This is a genomic window from Nonomuraea polychroma, assembly GCF_004011505.1.
GTDB classification, from domain to species: domain Bacteria; phylum Actinomycetota; class Actinomycetes; order Streptosporangiales; family Streptosporangiaceae; genus Nonomuraea; species Nonomuraea polychroma.
Genome location: NZ_SAUN01000001.1, coordinates 7,390,599 through 7,409,866 on the forward strand (window position 1 = coordinate 7,390,599; position 19,268 = coordinate 7,409,866).

The window sequence follows — 19,268 nt, forward strand, 5'->3', positions numbered from 1 at the left end:
ATGCACGGAAAGAGAGTCCTGCTCACCGGCGGCACGAAGGGGATCGGGCGGGCCACGGTTCTCGCCCTGGCCGGCGCCGGCGCCACCACGGTGACCTGCTTCCGCCGCGAGGGGCACGACGCCGAGTCGTTGCGCTTGGAGCTCAAAGAGCTGGGTGGCGAACACCACCTGGTCGCAGCCGACGTCACCGACCCCGGCGACGTGGATCGGCTGGTCGACGTCGCCCGGTCGGAGCTCGGCGGTCTCGACGTGATCGTCAACAACGCCGGCGCGATCACCCACACGCCGTTCGCGGAGCTCTCCATGGAGGACTGGCGAAGGGTGGTGGACACCAGCCTCACCGGCTGCTTCCTGGTCACCCAGAAGGCCCTGCCGCTGCTCGGCCGGGGCGCCTCGGTCGTCAACATCGGAGCCGCGGCCGCGCTGCGCGGGCTACCCGGGCGGGCGCACTACACCGCGGCCAAGGCCGGGATGATCGGTCTGACCCGCTCTCTGGCCAAGGAGCTGGGGCCCGCGGGCATCCGGGTCAACCTGGTCGCGCCCGGCCCGGTCGAGACCGCGGAGGCCGACGAGGCCGCGCTGAGCCGCTACCGGCATCTCATCGCCCTCGGGCGGCCCGGCACGCCCGGCGAGGTGGCCGGAGTGGTGCTCTTCCTCGCGGGCGACGCATCGCGGTTCGTCACCGGGGAGACCATCGTCGTGGACGGGGGTATCTGATGGTCCGGGTGCTGCTCTGGTGCCGGGTGGGCGAGGCCGACGTGGAGGCCGTCGAAGCGGCCTACCACCAGGTCAGCAGGACTTTGTCGGGCACTCCCGGGCTCCTCGGCAACGCACTGCTGCGCTCGGCCGTCGAACCCGACGTGTTCGCGGTCATGAGCGAGTGGGAGAGCATGGACGCCTTCACCGCGTGGGAGCAGGGTCCCAGCCACCGGGACTCGACCGCACCGCTCAGGACCTACCAGGACCGTGGGCGCGGGCGGCCGTACGAACTGCTGCACACGGTGGCCTCCTACTCCTGAACGCGAAGACGCCGCCCCGGTCACCTGCTGACCGGGGCGGCGTCTTCCGTACGCTCAGCGTTCCGCGCTGACCGTGGCCGGCCACGCTGCGTAGCGGCGCAGTCCGTACAGCAGCGGTTCCGGCTGGGTGGCCTGCCGGATGAGGTAGGCCTCACCCAGCACGATCACGTGGTCGCCGACCGTCTGCGTGCCGGCGACGCGGCAGTGCGCGACCGCGTGCGCGTCGTCGACCAGGTGGGGTCCGGCGGCCTCGGATCCGGCCTGCCAGTGGATCCGGTCAAACCGGTCCGGGTCGCCCGAGGCGAACAGCCCGGCGGTGTCCGCCGCGCCCTCATGCAGGAGGTTGACCGCGAACGCCCCCCGCTGCGTGATCGCCTCCAGGGTGGGGCTCCCGCAACGAACGCACACCAGCAGGACCGGCGGGGTGAGCGTCACGCTGCAGACGGACGAGCAAGTCATCCCCCTGGCCTCGCCATCGGGGCCGAACGTCGTCAGGATCGCGACGCCAGTGGGGAAGCCCGCCATCAGCGAGCGGAATTCCGCCGGCGTGACCGTGGAGCCGGCGCGCACGGCGGACTGGGCGGAAGAATCGATCACAGCGCACCTCCTGGTGCCGTGATGGCCCGGCGCGCGGGGCCACGCCGGGGCCGTGCGTCACGACGGGTCAGAGCATTCCGATGTAGCCGGCGATGTGGCGGCCCGCCCAGCTGTCGAAGTCGTTGAGAAGCTGGGTGTTCAGTTCAGGGTCGGTCGTGAAGGCGTGCAGCGCCTCGGCCTGCGTCATCGCCTTGGCGACCAGCGCGTCGGCGGCCTTCCTGCGGGCCCGCCAGTCCTCGATCGGCTCGGCCCGCTTGAGCAGTCGGGCGGGGACCTTCTGGCCCAGCAGGATGTTGTCGATCCCGGCCAGCCCGAAGAACGTGGGCGCCGCGCCAAGGGCGAGGTCCAGGATGTACGGGTCGCGCCGGGTGAGCGGCGCGCCGTTCTGGTAAAGCTCCATCAGCGGCTGGAAGCCGGAGACGTCGCACCGGTCGCGTACGTCCTTCCAGAACTCCGTGTCGAGCCTGGTGTTGAACTTGTAGTGGATGCCCAGGAACCAGCGGATCGCGTCCCAGCGCTGCCCGAGCCCGCGGTTGACCACCTCCCTGACCGCCTGGTCTTCCCAGGAGGCGGGCAGCACGCTCGTCAGCGTCTGCACGGCGAGGGCGATCATCAGCAGGCCGGTGGACTCCAGCGGCTCCACGAAGGCGTAGGAGTTGCCGATCGCCATCACGTTGCCGCGCCAGGCCTTGTCGTGCCTGCCACTGCGGAAGCGCACCTGCCGCAGCCCCTCGATGCCCGGGAACTTCTCCGTCAGTTCCTTGGCGGCCTCTTCGTCCGACAGGGCGCCGGAGGCGTAGACGTAGCCGAGGTGGTCGCTCTGCGGGGTGGGGATGTTCCACGTCCAGCCCGCGTTCATGGTGGTGGCGGTGGTGTACGGCTTGAGGTGGCCGCCGTGCTCCAGGTTCCCGGTCACGGCCGAGTCCGTGAACAGGGTGTCCGCGTAGCTGTGGAAACCCGTGCCGAGCGCCTTGCCCAGCAGCATGGAGCGGAAGCCGGTGCAGTCGACGTAGAAGTCGTAGCTGAGCTGCCGGCCGTCCGAGGTGCGTACGTGGTCGACCCACTCCTCACCATTGAGCACGACGTCCTCGAGCCGCGCCTCGACGTGCTTGACGCCCCGCTCGGCGGCCAGCTCGGTGAGGAAGGCCACGAAGCGGGCGTTGTCGAGATGGTAGGCGAAGGGCAGGTACTTCATCAGCGACACGTTCTTGTCGCCGATCTTGTAGACGGCGGCGCGGTCGGCCATCATCATCAGCGACTGCACGGTGAAGCCGTTGACCGTGTTGTCCTCTTCCAGCGCCCCGAGCGCGCCGATCGAGTGGTGGTGCCAGTCGAAGGTGGCCATGAACCCGTCCGGGTCGGGCCCCCAGTCGAACTTGATGCCGAGCTTCCACGTCGGCTCCACCTTGCGGTAGAGCTCCATCGGGTCGATGCCGAGGAAGTGGTGCATGAACATCACCATGTACGAGACCGTGGCCTCGCCCACGCCGATGATCGGAATCTCCTTCGACTCGACAAGGGTGACGTCGAGCCAGGGCCGCTTCGTCTTCAGTGCGAGCGCCGTCATGTATCCGGCGGTGCCGCCGCCGATCACACCGACGCTCCTGATGGCGCGGGGGTCGTCGTCGGACGGCCGGAACCGGTCTCCCTCGACCTTCTCGTGATGCTCGGTCAGCGCCTTGGGGGACACCCCCGCCGGCGCGCCCGGCCAGCTGGGGCCGCTGCCGAGCCAGGCCTTGACGCCGGCCGACTCCTGCTGCGTGAGCGTTTCGAGCAACTCGTCCAGAGGAGTCCGGCCCCCTGGACCCATCGCGCCACTCCACTGTTCCATCTTTGGCACTCCTGACCATCGAGAATCTCGACCGCCCAGGGCGGGCCGGCCGGTGTCATCCGGTGGGCGAGTCCTCGCCCGTGACTCACTGTGGTGACGGCGGCTCGGATGCCGCTGGAGAGCGGCTCGGAAGGGTTCCCTCGACCGGCCGTCGAGTGGCGGCGGGCATCCTCCGTGAAGGACGACCGCGAGCCACGGAGGGTTCGGATCATGTCATTGCGTAGGTGGGCGGCCCGGGCGGGCGGCCGGCTGCTGCGAGCACTGGCGGTGTACGGCGAGACGCTGTACACCGTGCCCCAGCCTCAGGAGCCCATGACCGTGCCCGACGACCTGTCGGAGCTGGCCGAGCGCTGGCCGGAGGCGTGGACCCACGACTGAGCCGGCTCACGCCCGGGCGAGCACCATGGCGCTCTGGAAGCCGCCGAACCCGCTGCCCACGCTGAGCACGGCGTCCATCGCGTGCTCGCGCGCGGTGACGGGCACATAGTCCAGGTCGCACTCGGGGTCGGCGTCACGCAGGTTCGCGGTGGGCGGGACGACCTGCCGCTTGAGCGCCAGCGCGCATGCGGCCACCTCGATCGAGCCGATGGCGCCGAGCGAGTGGCCGATCATCGACTTGATCGAGCTCACCGGCACTTCGTACGCCCTGGCGCCCAGGCTGCGCTTGAACGCTGCCGTCTCGTGCCTGTCGTTCTGCTTGGTCCCCGAACCGTGCGCGTTGATGTAGTCGATCTCGGAGGGATCGACCCGGCCCTGGTCCAGGGCGACCCTGATGGCCTCGGCCATCTCCCTGCCGTCCGGCTTGAGCCCGGTCATGTGGAACGCGTTGCTCCGGCTGGCGAACCCGACGATCTCGGCGTAGATACTCGCGCCACGACGCCGCGCCCGCTCGGCGTCCTCCAGCACCATGATCGCGGCCCCCTCGCCGAGGACGAACCCGTTCCTGCGGGCGTCGAAGGGCTTGGAGGCGTGCTCGGGGTCGTCGTTGTCCGGCGACGTAGCCTTGATCGCGTCGAAGCACGCCGAGGTGATGGGCGAGATCGGGGCATCGGTCGCCCCGGCGATGACGATGTCCGCCGAGCCCTCTCTGATCAGCTCGACCCCGTGGCCCACCGCGTCAAGCCCGGACGTGCAGCCCGTGGAGATCAACGCCGTCGGACCCTCGGCCCCGGTCTCCCACGCGACCTCCACAGCCAGCGTGCTGGGGACCATGTAGCCGTACAGGTGCGGGACGCCGTGCCGGTGGTCCACCAGCCACTCGCGTCCCTCGTCGGAGAGCACCGCGTACTCGGTCTCGAGGCCCATGGTGCAGCCGACCGCGCTGCCGACGCTCACCGCCACCCGGCCCGGGTCGCAGGCGGCCAGGTCCACGCCGCTGTCGGCGATCGCCTCGCGCGCACAGACCACGGCGAACTGCGCTGCCCGGTCCATCCGGCGAATCTCCCGCCCGGTCAGCCCGGCCGCCCGCGGGTCGAAGTCCACCTCGGCGGCGATCTGGGAGCGGAACCCCGAGGGGTCGAACAACGAGATCCTGCGCGTGGCGGTACGCCCGGCCGTGAGCAGGTCCCAGAAGGCCTCCCGCCCGACCCCGCCGGGCGCCACCGTGCCGATCCCGGTGATGGCGACGCCCATCACACCCCTCCGACGGCCGGATTGGCCAGGTCCGGCCGGGGCAGCGTCTCGGTGTCGACGTGTCCCAGCTCGGGCCTGGGCGCCAGCGGGGACAGGTGGAAGACCACCTGAGCGGTCTCCGTGGCGACGTTGCGCAGCCGGTGGCGGACGCCGATCGGCACGAGCAGCGAATCTCCACCGCGCAGTTTCACCGGCTGCCCGTCCATGTCCATCTCCAGCTCCCCGGAGATCACATGGAGGAACTCCTCCGAGTGGGGGTGGTAATGCTCGGTGACGAACTCGCCGGGGCCCAGCCGCAGCACGCCGCCGAACCCCGACGTGCAGCCGACGGTCTTCGGGCTGAGCGTCACCCTGATGTCCCCGCCGCGCCGGCGGTTGGCCTCGACGTCCTCCACGCTCACCAGCGGTGCGGCGGTCACTGGACTCTCCCCTCTTCCGCGGTCCACACGTAGAACGAGGTCGCCATGGCGTCCTTCGGCTCCTTCCAGCCGGGGTCATACGGCGAGACGAACTCGGTGAGCTTGGTGTTGATGTCCTGGTACAGCGGGTGGCTACGGGCCTGGTAGAGACGCGGCGAGATGTCGTCGTCGGCCTCCACCAGGTGGAAGTACAGGTCGTGGAAGGCGAACAGCGAACGGCGTGACACACCGATCATGTGCGGCAGGCCGGTCGAGTCGGATTCGGCGAAGACGTCGGCGATCTGTCCAGGATCGTCCGTCTTCAGTCTCGCCACTATCAGCGTGCGATGCACCGTGACCTCCTGTGGGTCTCCATCAGCGGTGCGGCCAGTCTCACCACGGCTGCTGGAGACCGGCTCGAACCCGGCTCGGAGGACGACGACGCCCCAGCCCACGTCAAGCCGGTCTCGAGCCACCGGGACGACCCTGCGCCAGGAGCCCGACGTTTGGAGAGAAGCGATGCATTCCTTGACCGCGCTGCTCTGCGGCATAGCGGCGATCATCACTCTGTCCTGCCTGCTCGGCATGCTGGCCAGGCGTTTCGATCAGCCGGCGGTGATCGGCGAGGTCTTCGCCGGGATCCTGCTCGGACCTACGCTCTTCGGCGGCGTGGTGTCGCAGACGCTCTTCCCCACGGACATTCGCCCGTTCCTCGCCGGCCTGGCGAGCGTGGGAGTGGTGGTGTTCATGTTCCTGGTCGGGCTGGAGGTGGACCACGGTGGCCTCCGGGGCAAGGCCGGAGTGGCGGCCACCGTGTCGATCGGTTCGATCCTGGTGCCGTTCGGGCTGGGTGCGGCGCTGGCCGTGCAGCTGGCCGACCGCCATCCAGGCCCTGATCGGCTGGCCTTCGCCCTCTTCATGGGCGCCGCCATGTCGGTGACCGCCTTTCCTGTCCTGGCCCGGATACTCAAGGACCGGAACATGCACCGGACGGCGCTGGGTGCGCTGGCCCTGACCTGTGCGGCGGCGGACGACGTACTGGCCTGGACGATGCTCGCCGTCATCGCGGCCCTGGTCAACACGGGCGACGACCCGTGGCGGCTGCTGCTCGTGGCGCCGTACCTCGTGGTCATGTTCGCGGCGGTGCGCCCGCTGCTGGGGCGGCTGGCCGCAAAGGGCGGGCTCACCCCGGTCAGGCTCAGCGTCGTTCTCGTCGGCCTGCTGCTGTCGGCGTCTCTGACCGAGTGGATCGGCCTGCACGCCGTCTTCGGCGCGTTCCTCTTCGGGGCCGTCGTACCACGGCAGGGGACGGAGCGGATACGGCAGGAGATCCTTGAGGGGGTGGGGCAGTTCACCGCGGTGATCCTGCTGCCGATCTTCTTCGTCGTGGGCGGGCTCAGCGTGGACCTGTCCAGGATCGGCGTGCCGGGCCTGGTCGAGCTCGGCCTGATCCTGATGGTGGCGATCGGTGGGAAGTTCATGGGGGCGTTCCTCGGCGCGCGCGTCCACGGGTTGCCGTCACGGCAGTCCGCCGCGCTGGCCACGCTGATGAACACCCGAGGGCTCACTGAGTTGATCATCCTGAGCGTCGGGCTGCAGCTCCACCTGCTCGACCAGGACCTGTACTCGCTCATGGTCCTCATGGCGTTGGTGACGACGGCCATGTCGGGACCGCTGTTGAGGGTCCTCCATCCAGCGCGGCGGCCGGAGGCGCCCGTCCTCGAGCCGGTGCGCCTGTGATCGCCGTGTCAGCCGGTCTCGAGCGGCACACGAGACGGGCGGCGCACCTTCGTCACGCACACCATTCCCGACGGAAGGAGCAACAAGTGAGTGTCTCCCAAGGGCTCGACTTCAGCCTCGAGAACCTGCCGGTGGACGTGTTCGACCTCGCGGACAGCGGCCTCACCGTGGAGTCGCTGACGGCCGGTCACGGCATGGCCGAGATCGGCGCTTCGCTGTGCGGCTCCTGCACCTGCAGTGCCCTGTGCAGCTGCAGCTGCAGCAGCTGATCGGGTGACGCGGCGCCGCCGGAGTGACCCCGGCGGCGCCCCTCCCGCGCATCCCCGTACCGACGTCGAAGGGAACACCATGACCGCCGACCTCAGGCTGTCCAGCGGTGCTCAGGTCGAGCCCGTGCTCGTGGTGCGGACGGCCGGGCTGCCGGCGTCCACGCTGGCGCGCCTCCGTTTCGACGCGACGTCGGCCGTCCTGGACGAGCTGGCCGAGTCGCGGCGTTGGCTCGCGGTCCGTGGCGCGGAGCTCTCGGCCGCGCTGTACGACGTCATCGGCGCGGCCGGCCGACCGGCCAGACCCGCGCTCGTGGGGCTGCGTCGTGCGTTGCACCAGTGCCGCAGGCCGAGCGCAGGAGAGTGGAACGAGCGGATGGCGGCGCTGCTGCCGGAGACTCTCAGGGAGGGTGTCGGCGAGTGGGCGACCCGCTGGGAGGCCCACCGGCTGCTGACCGCCGACCTGCCGCGCACACTGTCGGAGGAGACAGGCGGCAAGCTGGACGAGTTACGCAAGGCCGCGGAGGATCCCGCCTTCCTGCGCGCGCTCTCGCAGGCGAGCCCAGCCCTCTTCGACGAGCTGGAGAAATGGATCAGCGGCAGGTCGCCCCTGTCGCCGGAGCGTGCGCTGGAGAACGCGCTGAGCGAGCTCAGCTCGGTTCTCGCCGATCTCGTCCGCCGCTATCCGGAGCAGCGGGAGGAGGCCCGGCGCATGGTGGAGGACCCGTCACGGGTGCGTGCGATGGCCGACCATGCGACTCTGTACGGCTGCGCCGACGCCTTCTCTCGCTTCGGCTTCCTGCTCGGGACCGCGCCGTCGCGCCGGCTGGAGGACGTCGGCCGGACGACCGGGTTCGGCAACCACGACCTCACCGACGACCTTATGGAAGCGGTCAGCCGTTACCTGGACACCGGCCTGGACGTCATCGTGGTGGACCAGACCACGCCGGAGCACCGGACCGCCCGGCTGGCCTGCACGAAGGTCATCATCCCGGGCACTCTGCCCATGACGTTCGGCCACGACCATCGCAGGACCGACGGGCTGCCCCGGTTGCGCGAGGTGCCGTGGCGGCTCGGCTACCGGGACCGCCCGCTCGATCCGAGCGAGATCAATCCCCATCCCCACCCCTTCCCGTGAGGACGCATGTACCTGTCCATCATTGCCTGGGACCTCAGCCGCTCCGCCCAAACCGTCGAAAGCCTGCGCGACTACCTGCGGGACTACGCGGTCGACGCGTACACCGAGGTGGACGGCATGCCGTTGAAGGCGTGGTTCTCCAACTCCGCCCGCCAGGTGTGGGGCGCCGTCTACCTGTGGGATGCGGCCGCGCAGTTGGACGGCCCGCCCCGGGTCAGCCGCGCCATCGAGCTCATCGGCTACCCGCCGACCTCCGTCAGCGTCTTCGAGCTGGAGGCGACCGCCCAGGGCCGCAGCGTGCACGCAACGCTGAAGGGCCTCGGGCGGGCCTTGGAAACGACTTCGGGCACCCTCCACAGTGTGGAGAGTGCCCGAGATGGTGCGCCGCCAGGGACTCGAACCCCGGACCCGCTGATTAAGAGTCAGCTGCTCTGACCAACTGAGCTAGCGGCGCAACAGGTGTAACTGTATCAGCCACCAGCCAGTGCCCCGTCCATCAATCGAGCCGGGCGGCCAGCCGCTCATACGCTCCCAAAACCAGATCCCAGAACCTCTTCACGTCCAGCGAGGTCGCCACCAGCGCGTTCGCCTGCCGGTCCCCGACCTCGAAGTCCGTCACGGTCATCCCGCGCGTGTAGGTCCCGTTCGTCTCCACGTTCACCACGGCCGGAACGCACGTGAAGAGGGAAGGATCAAGCACGTACGCCACCGCGCACGCGTCGTGAATGGCCGGCCCGCCCTCGGCCGTCACGGCCATGTACGACTGCGCGGCCGGCACCAGCAGCTCGGCACCCAGCCGCCCGAGCGGCCGCATGCGGTCCAGCACGTCCGAGGTCACCACGGCGGACAGCGTCACGTCGAGCCCCAGCTGCTTGACCGTCCACCCGGCGTCGAAGACGATCGCGGCCGCCTCCGGGTCGGCCAGGATGTTGAACTCGGCGGCCGGGTTGTGGTTGCCACGCGAGTACGAGCCGCCCATGATGACCAGGTCGCGGGCCCACTCGACGACGCGCGGGTCACGCCGGACGGCGAGGGCGACGTTCGTCAGCGGCCCCACCGCCACCAGCGTGATCTCGCCGGGCGCGGCCCGCAGCGTGTCCACGATGAAGTCGACCGCGTGCCCCTCGGACGGGCCGCGCCGCGGCGCGGGCAACACCGCGTTGCCGAGTCCGGTGACGCCGTGGACGGCGGTGGCGCGTACCGTGTGCCGCAGCAGTGCGCCCGCGCTGCCGGGCGTGACGGGCACGTCGCCGAGGTCAAGGAACTCCCTGAGCGCCAGCGCGTTCGCCGTGGTCAGAGGGAGGTCGACGTTGCCGCCCACCGTGGTGACGCCCACCACGTCAAGGGTGTCACGGGATCCGGCGGCCAGGGCCAGCGCGAGCGCGTCGTCAATGCCGGGGTCGCAGTCAATGAGAATTCTCTTCACGGAACCGGAGGATACGCATAGATCGGGCCGGGCAGTTCCCCCAAAGCTGCCCGGCCCGATCCGACGGCGGTCCAGGCCGACGTCTTCCCCCAAAAACGTCGGCGGTCCCGCACTAGCGGCCCGCGGTCCCCCTCCGCGTCCGCTTCGGTGAAGGTCCTCGGTCAGTCGCGGTGCTCCTGACCTGCTACAACGTTACCGAGACGAATGCAACGGTCGCGTCATAACGGGGTCGAATATCTGTTTAATCCGACTCTGTTTCGTCTGGCTGGGACAGCTCCAGCTTGACCTCGGTGCCATCGCTCAGTGACCTGCTCACCGTGCAGTACTTCTCGTGCACGCGCTCCGCCACGGCACGGAACACCTCATCGGCCTTCTCCGACGGCACTTCGACGTCGTACGTGACCGTCACCGGACCCAGCTTGTTCGATTCCACCTTCTCGGACTCGACGGTCATCGCCAGCCGCAGCAGCCGGTGCCCCCGCTGGGCGGTGAGCGGCTCCACGGTCACGATGTTGCAGCCGCCCACCGCCGCCAGCAACAACTCCACCGGCGAGAAGACGCCGTCGTCCTTCGCACCGCCGATCTTCACCTCGGCGCCGCGGCCGTTCACAGCCCGGAACCCGCCATCGTCGGTCCGCTCAACTCGCACATTAGCCATGTTTCAGACCTTACTCAGCAACCTTTCATGTTCCTTCAGGAAGGTGGTCAGCATGGCAAGCCAGGCGAATACGCATCACGGCCCGATCCTCTTCTGGAGCGGTGTCGCGGTAGCGGAGTTCGGCGCGATCCAGCCGGGCTTCGGCTACCCGTGGACCCCGACCGCCTACGCCGCCGCAGCATTGCTGGTGGCGCTCGGCATCGTCACCGTCAAGGCCGCCGACTATCTCCGCACCGAGGAGGCGCGGCAGCGGCTGCGGCTCGGCGGTTACCTGGCGGGGGCGCTGCTGGTGGCACACCAGTTCAGCTCGACCGCGTACGTGACGGACCTCAGCCGTGCGGGCTCCCTCATCCTGTACGCGGCCGCGGCCGTGATGGCGGTCTGGAGCCACCAGGTCCCGCACACGACCAGAGGTTCCCTGCTGATCGCGACGGACATGGACCCGGCCGCGCTGCGCGCCCGCCTGTCCGGCGCCACGGACACGGTCGCGATCTACCGCACCGAGCACCCCACCGATGAGCTCCGGGACCTGGAGGCCAGGTACGGCCTCATCCTCGTCGTCGGCAAGGAGCACGACCCCAGGGCGAAGGAGCGACTGAGCGCTTCCGGCCTGAGTCGCGAGATTCCCGACATCGCCGAGCGCGACGTGGTGGTGGCCGGTCCGCGGCAGTTCAACCGGTACGTCAGCGGCGCATTGTCACGCCTTGCCATCCCGAAGTCACAAATTTGTTTCAAGTTCCGGCAAAGGGTTTAGCTCCACATTACGCATCGTCTGCAACGGTGGTCTGCGGACAAGGAGGCAAGGTGACGACTTTCCCCGGAAGCGCACGTGTCGAAATGATCATGGGCATGCCCGTCAGCGTGGACATCCGCACCGCCCTCCCGGCACGCGAGCTGACGCCCCTGCTGGACGACGCATTCGCCTGGTTGAGGTGGGTGGACGACACCTTCAGCCCGGTCAAGGAAGACAGCCAGATCGGCCGGCTCAACCGCGGCCAGACGATCAAGCAGATCCCGGAGCTCATCGAGGTCCTGCACCGCTGCGAGGAGCTCAGCGAGGCCACGGACGGGTGGTTCGAACCCCGCATCAACGGTGTGATCGACCCGTCGGGATACATCAAGGGATGGGCGCTGGAGCGGCTGTCGCGTGCCCTGTCCAACGCGGGCGCGGGTGACCACCGCATCACCGCCGGCAACGACATCCGGGTACGCGGCTCGGCCGCCCCCGGCAAACGCTGGCGCATCGGCGTCCGGGACCCGCGCAGGGACATCGTCCGCAAGGTCGTCTTCGCCCACGACCTCGGCATCGCCACCTCGGGCGGCGTGCCCATCGTCAACCCGCGCACGGGTGAGGTCCAGGAAGGCCTCGGCTCCGTCACCGTGATCGGCCCCGACCTGGGCCTGGCCGACGCGTACGCCACGGCGATCTACGCCATGGGCCCGCTTCTGGCCCGCCGCTACGCGGCCGACCTCGCCGCGTCCACCCCGTACCAGACGCTGATCGTGGGCCGTGACGGCCAGGAGATCAGCACGCCCGGCTTCGCGGTGTACAGCGGCGCGGAGGCCCGCATGGCGGGCTAGGCGTCAGGATGTTTACGCAGGTATTCGATATAGACGGGGCGCAGCGCCTCCCCCAACTCGCCCTCCCCCGCCGCTATGGCGTCGCTCAGCAACGCGGACACCTTGGTGAGGTCGGCGTCGGTCTCGTGACCGGTGGCGGCCTCGGCGGCCGGGATCACCCTCAGCAAGTCCCAAAGGAACCCCAGGTCGCCATGGCGTACGGCGTACCGCACCGCACGATCGTGCAACTCGTTCGCCGGCAACGACTCGAGCCCGTTCGTGTCCATCTCGCTCCCTCCCCTGCACGCCTCTTCCCCGCGTTCGGGTGGCGATAACCGGCGACTACGAACAGTGACGAGCGGGCATCGTTCTGACTGCGCCTCTACCGCGGCGCCGATCTGAAGTGGGAGGATCAACCAGCGTGAGATTCATCATCAGAACCCTCGCGGCTGCAGTGGCGCTCTGGGTGGCCGTGCAAGTCATCGACGGCATCGACGTCAACGCCCCCTCCAACTCCGCCACCTACTGGGGCGTCCTGCTCCTCGTGGCGCTGATCTTCGGCATCGTCAACGCGATCGTCAAGCCCATCGTCAAGGCACTGGGCTGCGCGATCATCGTCTTGACGCTCGGCCTGTTCCTGCTCGTGATCAACGCGGCGATGCTGCTGCTGACCAGTTGGATCGCGGGCCAGTTCGACATCCCCTTCCAAGTCGACAACTTCTACCCGGCCGCGTTCTGGGGCGCGATCATCGTCAGCGTGGTGAGCTGGCTGCTGGGGCTGTTCATCCCCGACAACGACTGACCTTGCCATGGTGCTGCTCGACGGCGCCGGGCTGACCTGCGCGCAGGTCCACGAGGCCGCGTACGGCCGGGCCCGGGTCACGATCGCCTCCCTCGATCGGGCCCGTGCCGCGTGGGTCACCGCCCAGGAGCTGACGGGTCCGGTGTACGGCCGCAGCACCGGCGTCGGCGCCGGCAAGAACGTCACGATCGAGGCCCCCGGCCTGGGCCTGCTGCGCAGCCACGCGTGCGGCGCCGGGCCGCCGGTCGAGCCCGCCCGCGCCCGGGCGATGCTCGTCGTCCGCCTCAACCAACTGCTCGCGGGCGGCTCCGGCATCGATCCGGCCGTGCTGCCGGTGCTGGCCGACGCGGTGAACCACGGCTTCACGCCGCCGATCCGCACGTACGGCGCCATCGGCACCGGCGACCTCACGGCCCTGGCCACCACCGCGCTGTGCCTCCTCGGCGAACTCCCGTGGCACCACGAGCCCACGCCGGGAGAGCGCGAGGAAACCCCGGCGCACGGTGACCGGCAGGGCCGGGCAGGCCGCGCCGTGCAGGCCGGAGGAGTCAGCGAGGCGGCGCCGGCTCCCCGCTATCCCCTCACCTCGGGCGACGCCTTGCCGTTCATCAGCTCAGGGGCAGCCACCCTGGCGGACGCCGCGATCGCCTGCCATCGCCTGCGTCTCCTGCTCGCAGCCGCCGTCGACGTCGCCGCCCTGTCGTTCACCGCGGTCGGGGCCTCGGCCGAGCCGCTGGCCGCCGTCGTACAGGAGGCCCGGCCGCACCGCGGTCAGGCCGCCGTCGCCGCCCGCCTGCGCGGCCTCCTCGGCAGAGAGCAGGCCGTCCGCATCCAGGACCCGTACGGGTTCCGCGCCTTCGCCCAGGTGCACGGCGCCGCCGTGGACGCCGTGGACCGGGCCGCCGCAACCGTCGAGACCGACCTCAACGCCGCGGCCGAGAACCCGCTCATCGCCGGCTCCCTGGCCTGGCACAACGGCAATTTCCACTCCGCTCCCGTGGCTCTGGCGCTGGACGCGCTGCGTGCCGCGCTGGTGCAGACGGCCCAGCTCAGCACGGCCCGCCTGGCCGTCCTCATGGACCCGGCCTACACCGGCCGCCACCCCTTCCTCGCCGACCGCCCCGGCGCCTCGGGCGTTCTGATCCTCGAGTACGTGGCCCAGGACGCCCTGGCCGAGCTGCGCCACCTCGCGAACCCGGTGACGACCGGGACCGCGGTGATCTCCCTGGGCGTCGAGGACCACGCCGGCTTCGCCACCCAGGCCGCCCGGCACGCCCTGCGCTGCATGGAGCCGTTGGAGCTCGTTCTGGCGTGCGAGCGTGCCGCCGCCACCCGGGCGCTCAACACCCCTCCCCCGGACCGCCCGCTCACCGACGACCTGGAGGCAGCCCGGCGCGCCTTGACCACCTCCAACGCCCACCTCCCCCACTGACGCGGTACGAGCGCCAGGCGCGCCGCCTGCACGTACGCACCCGCCATCCGCCCGGCGAACACCACCAGGCCCTCACCCGCCCCGACTTCCCGCACCGTCTGGACCCCGAGCCAGGCCTCCGGCCAGACGACCGTTGAAGACCCCAAGCCGAGTGCGGCACCGGCCCGGCGTGCCACAGCCCCGGCAGACCGGGCCAGCCGCTGGCGATGCGGTCGCGGGTCCAGGAGGGCAGGGTGGAGCGCGGGGGCGTCGGCCGGGGGTCAGGAGATCTGGTGGGCGACCGAGCCGCGTTCCCTGAGAGTGGGGGCCTGGACGATGCGGCGCCGGCGGGTGGCGCCGTCGGCCGCCGCCGAAATGAGCCGCACCGCCGCCCGCACGATCCCGTCGATCTCCCAGTCCACCGTCGTCAGCCCCGGCGTGAGCAGCCCCGACATCGGATGCGCGTCATACCCCATGACCGACACGTCGCCGGGAATCGACAACCCCAGCTCCTGGGCCGCCGCGTACACCCCGTACGCGATGGAGTCGGCGAAGCAGAACACGGCGCTCGGCTTGTCGTCGGCGAGGATGTCGCGGGCCGCCGCGGTGGCCCCGGCCAGGCCGTGCGGGGCGGTGGCGACCTCGATGTCCAGCCCCAGACGCTCGGCCTCGGCCGTGACGTGCACGTCCGCGGGACGGTCTGGCGTGCTGGCCCGGGTGGGCGTGAGCACGGCGATGCGGCGGTGCCCCAGGGCCCGCAGGTGCTCCAGCGCCAGCGTGACCCCCTGCCGGTTGTCGAAGATGACCTCCCCGGCCGTGCCGGCGAGCGAGTCGCCGATCGCCACGACCGGCAACGACTCGCACAACTCCTTCCAGAACGCCGCCGCGGGATCCAGCGGCTGGACGATCATCCCGTCCACCCGCTGGTCGCGGAGCTGCTGGGCCAGGGCTCGCTCCCTGGAGGGGTCGCCGACCGCGTCGAGGATCAGGGCGTAACGGTCCTTCTCCCGCAGACCCCTGCTGATGCCGACCGCCAGCGACTGCTGCCACAGGTCCTCGAGCGAGCCGCAGAGCAGCCCGATCATTCCGGTGCGCCCACTGGCCAGGGCCCTGGCGATGGGGTCGGCCTCGTAGCCGAGCTCGGCCGCCGCGGCGCGCACCCGCTCCATCGTCTCCTCGGACACCTGCAGACCGCGGAGCGCGTAGGAGACGGCCGCCGGTGAGAGGCCAGTGGCCTGGGCCACCTCACGGATCGTGGCTCTCTTGCGAGGCATTACGCCAGCCTATTGCGTCGCACCGACAGAATCGGTTTTCCCGACACTGGCCTGTCGGATTTGCCCTTCCTTCGGTGAAGGCATGCTCGCCTACCCTCCTGGACCTGTTTCATGACGCCGGCCGTGGTGGTCCGCGGCCGGCGAGCCGTTGACAAGCCCTGTGTGAAGCGGTTCACTGAATCGTATCAGTGAAGCGGTTCACAACTCTCGATTCGCAGGCCGGCGGGTTTACCTGTAATACTAGTAGGGAATAGGGGGAGGTGTGATCGTGGGCATCGACGTGCATCAGCATGTGTGGACGGGCTCGTTCGTCGACGCGCTGCGTGCCCGCACCTCCCCGCCGTACCTCGACGGGTGGACGCTGATCCTCGACGGCGAGCCGCCGTACGAGGTGGATCCGGCCGACCACGAGCACCGCGACACCACCGGCCTTGAGCTGGCGCTGGTGTCGCTGTCGAGCCCGCTCGGCATCGAGTTCCTGCCGCCCGAGGAGTGCTGGCCGCTGCTCGACGCCTACCACGACGGCGCGCTGGCGCTGGGTGAGCCGTTCGGCGCCTGGGCGGCCACCTGTCACAGCGAGCCCGATCCCGATCGGCTGGCCAAGAATCTCGATTCGGGGTTCGCCGGGTTGCAGATCCCGGCGACCGCCGTGCCCGACGACCGGCTGCTGGAGGTGCTCGCCGACCGGGACCTGCCGCTCTTCGTGCACCCGGGTCCGGCGAAGGCCGCCGACGGCATGCCGCCGTGGTGGCCGGCGCTCGTGCCGTACGTCCAGCAGATGCACCAGTCGTGGCACTACTTTCACGCCGTCGTCAGGCCCAGGCACCCGCGGCTGCGGGTGTGCTTCGCGCTGCTGGCCGGCCTGGCGCCGCTGCACTCCGAACGGCTGATCGCCCGGGGCGGGACCGGCCGTGGCCTGGTCGACAGGGACTTCTTCGTGGAGACCTCGTCCTACGGCCCGCGCGCGATCGACGCGATCGTCCGCGAGCTGGGCATCGACGTCGTCGTCAACGGCTCGGACGCCCCCTACGCCACCGCACCCGACCCCGGCCTGGGCGCCGCCGCCGCTCACGCCATCCGCATGACCAACCCCCGTCGCCTCTTGAGCAGCAGAAAGGAGCCTCGTACATGAGCACCTACCAGATCCAGGACGGGGGCACCTGTGCCGCGCTCCCCGAGCGCACGCTCGACCGGCGCGAGCTGCGCGACCTGGTGGACCAGTTGGCCGCCCGCCCGGAGGAGTGGCGCGACCTGGTGGACTTCCCCGAGGACGGCGGCCGGCACTACGCCTCGCTGCACCGGGACGCGTACGTGGACGTGTGGGTCTTGTGCTGGCGCCCGCAGGACGACACGGGCTGGCACGACCACGACATCTCCTCCGGAGCCGTGCACGTGGTCAAGGGGGCGCTCCTGGAGTGCAATCCGCGCATCGGCGGCGAGCACCTGGAGACCGTGGTGCCGGCGGGGCAGTCGTTCTCGTTCGGGCCCGACCACATCCACCGGCTGACCGGCGCGGTGGACGAGAGCGTGTCCATCCACGCCTATTCGCCGCCGCTGTGGCGCCTAGGGCAGTACTCGATCGACGGCACCGGCGTCATGCGCCGCGTCTCGGTCAGCTACGCGGACGAGCTCAGGCCGCTGGACGACGCCGTCGCCTGAGGACGGTGCCGTGGTCGGAGGACGCAGCAACTTCCGCAGGGATCCACGTCGGGCAGCGTGATCCACAGGCAGCAGGTCCTGCGGAAGTAGCCGTCGTCCGTGGGTTCCACCAGCCCGTCGACCGGCCGGCCGATCTCCTCGAGCAACTTCATGTAGTCGCCGGGCACGATGGCCGTCAGCGGGTGGGCGAACGCCTCCGCCGTGGAGCCCCACAACGTGCGCTCCCCGACCTTGGCCCGCGCGCTGATGGCCTTGACCAGCGGCTCCTGCGACTCCGCCAGCGCCTCGCCGATGGCGCCCGCGCCGGAGTCCCAGCGCACGCGGGTGGCGGCGATCGTCACGCCGGCATCGGACGGCTTGAAGTACGTGTCGCCCGGCCGCATGATCGGCACACGCCCGTCGAGCGCCCAGCCCAGCGCCATCGGCAACGTGTGCCAGTATCCGAAGGTCTTCCAGAACAGCGCCGCGCCGACGTGGCGTGGCGCGTTCCAGCGCCCGGCCGTCTCGTCGATCAGCCCGTCCAGCAGCGTGTACGGCTCCCGCAGCAACTCCCTGACCGGCGTCCAGGTTTCATCGGGCTCTATGACGAGGCCGGGCTCGACCCCGATCACCCCGCCGCGCCCGTCGGCCAAACGCTGGAGCGCCTCGGTCAGCACGCTGGAACACCCTCCCCTAAAGGTTAGCCTTACCTAAGGTAGCAGGGCGTCCGGCGAACCAGCCAGCCAAGATCTGCACCATCAGCACCCCCAGCACCGCGATCAGGGGCACCGACCAGCCGCCGGAGACCTCCCGCAGGAGCCCGAAGAGCATCGGGCCCAGCGCCGCGATCACGTACCCGACGGACTGAGCAACGGCCGACAACGCGGTCACCGTGGCGGGGTCGGCCGGCCGCAGGGCGATGATCAGCAGGGCGAGCGCGAAGGACGCGCCCTGGCCGATGCCGAGCACGATCATCCACAACCACGGCACGGTCAGCGGGGCCAGCAGCACGCCGAGATAGCCGATCACGGTCAGCACGCCCGCCCCGACCACGTACGGCACCTGTGAGGCGCGCCGGCCGGCCAGCACCGGGACCGCGAGCGAGGCGGCGACCTGGACCAGGTTCGTGAGGCTGAGCAGATAGCCCGCCTGGTCGGCCGGCAGGCCGTGGTCCAGGAAGATCGTCGGCAGCCAGGCCAGGACGACGTAGAAGGTGAGGGACTGCAGGCCCATGAGCGCGGTGACGTACCAGGTCACGCGGCTACGCAGGACCATGCCGATCGGCCTGGGCCCGTTCTGCGGTCCCGCCTGCTTGGCCAGGGCCTGGGGCAGCCAGAGCAGCGCCGCCAGCAGGGCGGGCACGGCCAGGAGTGCCGAGACGCCGCGCCAGCCGTACCCGGTGGCGTGCTCTACGGGGATCATCACGGCGGAGGCGGTGGCGGCGCCGGCCACCACCGCCGCGACGTAGACGCCGGTCATCAGGTTGATCCGGGACGGGAAGTGTTGCTTGACGACGGCGGGCATGGCGACGTTCATGGCGGCGATCGCGGTGGCGGCCAGGGCGGAGCCGAGGTAGAGCATCGGCGCGCCGTCGAGGCCGCGCAGCGCCACGCCGGCGGCGATGACGAGCAGCCCGGCCAGCAACGTGCGGTCGAGCCCGATGCGCCGCGCGAGCAGCGGCGCCACAGGGCCGAACACGCCGAGGCAGATCACCATGACCGTGGTGATCGCGCCGCCGCCCGCCGGTGAGAGTCCGACATCATCCATGATCTCGTCGAGGAGCGGAGAGACGCCCGCGATGGCGGGCCGCAGGTTGAGCGCGGCCACGACGAACCCGGCCACGAGCACGGCGGATCTCAACGACATAGGGGAACACTC

At 70.3% G+C, this 19,268-nt stretch carries 23 protein-coding genes and 1 tRNA gene; 12 read left to right on the plus strand and 12 right to left on the minus strand.

Annotated features, from left to right (window positions below):
- Together EDD27_RS33685 and EDD27_RS33690 are read left to right on the plus strand one after the other, a co-directional pair.
- Complete coding sequence (locus tag EDD27_RS33685; RefSeq protein WP_241564398.1) at positions 1 to 717, plus strand: SDR family NAD(P)-dependent oxidoreductase; 717 nt, start codon at positions 1 to 3, stop codon at positions 715 to 717.
- Complete coding sequence (locus EDD27_RS33690; RefSeq protein WP_127935978.1) at positions 717 to 1,019, plus strand: antibiotic biosynthesis monooxygenase family protein; 303 nt, start codon at positions 717 to 719, stop codon at positions 1,017 to 1,019. Before EDD27_RS33685 ends, EDD27_RS33690 begins: the two co-directional genes overlap by 1 nt.
- Positions 1,020 to 1,073: 54 nt before the next feature.
- On the opposite strand, the gene EDD27_RS33695 is transcribed toward EDD27_RS33690, so the two are convergent.
- Positions 1,074 to 1,616: a flavin reductase family protein gene (locus EDD27_RS33695; protein WP_206641783.1), complete on the minus strand. Its 543-nt coding sequence runs from the start codon at positions 1,614 to 1,616 to the stop codon at positions 1,074 to 1,076.
- A 67-nt stretch (positions 1,617 to 1,683) separates the two neighbouring features.
- Positions 1,684 to 3,447 (minus strand): tryptophan halogenase family protein, encoded by a 1,764-nt coding sequence (locus EDD27_RS33700; protein WP_127935979.1) that lies wholly within the window; start codon positions 3,445 to 3,447, stop codon positions 1,684 to 1,686.
- 210 nt (positions 3,448 to 3,657) lie between these two features.
- On the opposite strand from EDD27_RS33700, the gene EDD27_RS54730 reads away from it, so the two are divergent.
- Positions 3,658 to 3,825 carry a hypothetical protein gene (locus EDD27_RS54730; protein WP_164903904.1) on the plus strand — a complete coding sequence of 56 codons (168 nt, stop codon included), beginning with the start codon at positions 3,658 to 3,660 and terminating at the stop codon, positions 3,823 to 3,825.
- 6 nt (positions 3,826 to 3,831) lie between these two features.
- On the opposite strand, the gene EDD27_RS33705 is transcribed toward EDD27_RS54730, so the two are convergent.
- Genes EDD27_RS33705 through EDD27_RS33715 form a run of 3 tightly spaced genes read right to left on the minus strand, consistent with a single transcriptional unit; the run spans position 3,832 to position 5,830 of the window.
- Positions 3,832 to 5,079 carry a beta-ketoacyl-[acyl-carrier-protein] synthase family protein gene (locus tag EDD27_RS33705; protein WP_127935980.1) on the minus strand — a complete coding sequence of 416 codons (1,248 nt, stop codon included), beginning with the start codon at positions 5,077 to 5,079 and terminating at the stop codon, positions 3,832 to 3,834.
- Positions 5,079 to 5,498: a cupin domain-containing protein gene (locus EDD27_RS33710; protein ID WP_127935981.1), complete on the minus strand. Its 420-nt coding sequence runs from the start codon at positions 5,496 to 5,498 to the stop codon at positions 5,079 to 5,081. The genes EDD27_RS33705 and EDD27_RS33710 overlap by 1 nt, the downstream gene beginning before the upstream one ends.
- Positions 5,495 to 5,830 carry a TcmI family type II polyketide cyclase gene (locus EDD27_RS33715; protein ID WP_127935982.1) on the minus strand — a complete coding sequence of 112 codons (336 nt, stop codon included), beginning with the start codon at positions 5,828 to 5,830 and terminating at the stop codon, positions 5,495 to 5,497. Before EDD27_RS33715 ends, EDD27_RS33710 begins: the two co-directional genes overlap by 4 nt.
- A 166-nt stretch (positions 5,831 to 5,996) precedes the next feature.
- On the opposite strand from EDD27_RS33715, the gene EDD27_RS33720 reads away from it, so the two are divergent.
- The 3 genes from EDD27_RS33720 (at position 5,997) to EDD27_RS33730 (ending at position 8,621) form a co-directional block, all read left to right on the plus strand.
- On the plus strand, positions 5,997 to 7,217 hold the full coding sequence (locus tag EDD27_RS33720; protein ID WP_127935983.1) for a cation:proton antiporter domain-containing protein: 1,221 nt from the start codon (positions 5,997 to 5,999) through the stop codon (positions 7,215 to 7,217).
- Between the two features lie 86 nt (positions 7,218 to 7,303).
- Positions 7,304 to 7,486 (plus strand): thiomuracin/GE37468 family thiazolyl RiPP peptide, encoded by a 183-nt coding sequence (locus tag EDD27_RS33725; RefSeq protein ID WP_127935984.1) that lies wholly within the window; start codon positions 7,304 to 7,306, stop codon positions 7,484 to 7,486.
- A 79-nt stretch (positions 7,487 to 7,565) separates the two neighbouring features.
- Positions 7,566 to 8,621: a DUF5937 family protein gene (locus EDD27_RS33730; protein WP_127935985.1), complete on the plus strand. Its 1,056-nt coding sequence runs from the start codon at positions 7,566 to 7,568 to the stop codon at positions 8,619 to 8,621.
- Positions 8,622 to 8,998: 377 nt separating this feature from the next.
- Here EDD27_RS33730 and EDD27_RS33740 read toward each other — a convergent pair.
- The 3 genes from EDD27_RS33740 to EDD27_RS33750 all read right to left on the minus strand — a co-directional run bounded on the left by EDD27_RS33740 (position 8,999) and on the right by EDD27_RS33750 (position 10,705).
- A tRNA-Lys gene (locus EDD27_RS33740) sits at positions 8,999 to 9,075 on the minus strand.
- Between the two features lie 42 nt (positions 9,076 to 9,117).
- Positions 9,118 to 10,047, minus strand: coding sequence for a nucleoside hydrolase (locus tag EDD27_RS33745; RefSeq protein ID WP_127935986.1), 930 nt, complete (start codon positions 10,045 to 10,047; stop codon positions 9,118 to 9,120).
- Positions 10,048 to 10,288: 241 nt separating this feature from the next.
- Positions 10,289 to 10,705: an OsmC family protein gene (locus EDD27_RS33750; protein ID WP_127935987.1), complete on the minus strand. Its 417-nt coding sequence runs from the start codon at positions 10,703 to 10,705 to the stop codon at positions 10,289 to 10,291.
- 52 nt (positions 10,706 to 10,757) lie between these two features.
- Between EDD27_RS33750 and EDD27_RS33755 the strand changes: the two genes are divergently transcribed.
- Positions 10,758 to 11,459 (plus strand): ferredoxin reductase domain-containing protein, encoded by a 702-nt coding sequence (locus EDD27_RS33755; protein ID WP_127935988.1) that lies wholly within the window; start codon positions 10,758 to 10,760, stop codon positions 11,457 to 11,459.
- 50 nt (positions 11,460 to 11,509) lie between these two features.
- Positions 11,510 to 12,286: an FAD:protein FMN transferase gene (locus EDD27_RS33760; protein ID WP_127935989.1), complete on the plus strand. Its 777-nt coding sequence runs from the start codon at positions 11,510 to 11,512 to the stop codon at positions 12,284 to 12,286.
- Here EDD27_RS33760 and EDD27_RS33765 read toward each other — a convergent pair.
- A complete protein-coding gene (locus EDD27_RS33765; RefSeq protein WP_127935990.1) occupies positions 12,283 to 12,552 on the minus strand; it encodes a hypothetical protein in 270 nt (89 codons plus the stop codon). The two genes, EDD27_RS33760 and EDD27_RS33765, sit on opposite strands and share 4 nt — an antisense overlap.
- Positions 12,553 to 12,686: 134 nt before the next feature.
- On the opposite strand from EDD27_RS33765, the gene EDD27_RS33770 reads away from it, so the two are divergent.
- Complete coding sequence (locus tag EDD27_RS33770) at positions 12,687 to 13,067, plus strand: phage holin family protein (RefSeq protein ID WP_127935991.1); 381 nt, start codon at positions 12,687 to 12,689, stop codon at positions 13,065 to 13,067.
- A gap of 7 nt (positions 13,068 to 13,074) precedes the next feature.
- Positions 13,075 to 14,499, plus strand: coding sequence for an aromatic amino acid lyase (locus EDD27_RS33775; RefSeq protein ID WP_127935992.1), 1,425 nt, complete (start codon positions 13,075 to 13,077; stop codon positions 14,497 to 14,499).
- A 260-nt stretch (positions 14,500 to 14,759) separates the two neighbouring features.
- Here EDD27_RS33775 and EDD27_RS33780 read toward each other — a convergent pair whose 3' ends face one another.
- The gene (locus tag EDD27_RS33780) at positions 14,760 to 15,752 is read right to left on the minus strand and encodes a LacI family DNA-binding transcriptional regulator (RefSeq protein WP_127935993.1); all 993 of its coding nucleotides are present in this window, start codon (positions 15,750 to 15,752) and stop codon (positions 14,760 to 14,762) included.
- A 268-nt stretch (positions 15,753 to 16,020) separates the two neighbouring features.
- Between EDD27_RS33780 and EDD27_RS33785 the strand changes: the two genes are divergently transcribed.
- Both EDD27_RS33785 and EDD27_RS33790 read left to right on the plus strand, forming a co-directional pair.
- A complete protein-coding gene (locus tag EDD27_RS33785; protein ID WP_241564399.1) occupies positions 16,021 to 16,884 on the plus strand; it encodes an amidohydrolase family protein in 864 nt (287 codons plus the stop codon).
- Complete coding sequence (locus EDD27_RS33790) at positions 16,881 to 17,411, plus strand: cysteine dioxygenase (RefSeq protein WP_127935994.1); 531 nt, start codon at positions 16,881 to 16,883, stop codon at positions 17,409 to 17,411. Before EDD27_RS33785 ends, EDD27_RS33790 begins: the two co-directional genes overlap by 4 nt.
- Here EDD27_RS33790 and EDD27_RS33795 read toward each other — a convergent pair.
- Both EDD27_RS33795 and EDD27_RS33800 read right to left on the minus strand, forming a co-directional pair.
- Entirely contained in the window at positions 17,369 to 18,067 is a 699-nt protein-coding gene (locus EDD27_RS33795) for a hypothetical protein (protein ID WP_127935995.1), read from the minus strand. The genes EDD27_RS33790 and EDD27_RS33795 overlap by 43 nt on opposite strands.
- Before the next feature lie 16 nt (positions 18,068 to 18,083).
- Positions 18,084 to 19,256 carry a CynX/NimT family MFS transporter gene (locus tag EDD27_RS33800; protein WP_127935996.1) on the minus strand — a complete coding sequence of 391 codons (1,173 nt, stop codon included), beginning with the start codon at positions 19,254 to 19,256 and terminating at the stop codon, positions 18,084 to 18,086.
- Between the last annotated feature and the right edge of the window lie 12 nt (positions 19,257 to 19,268).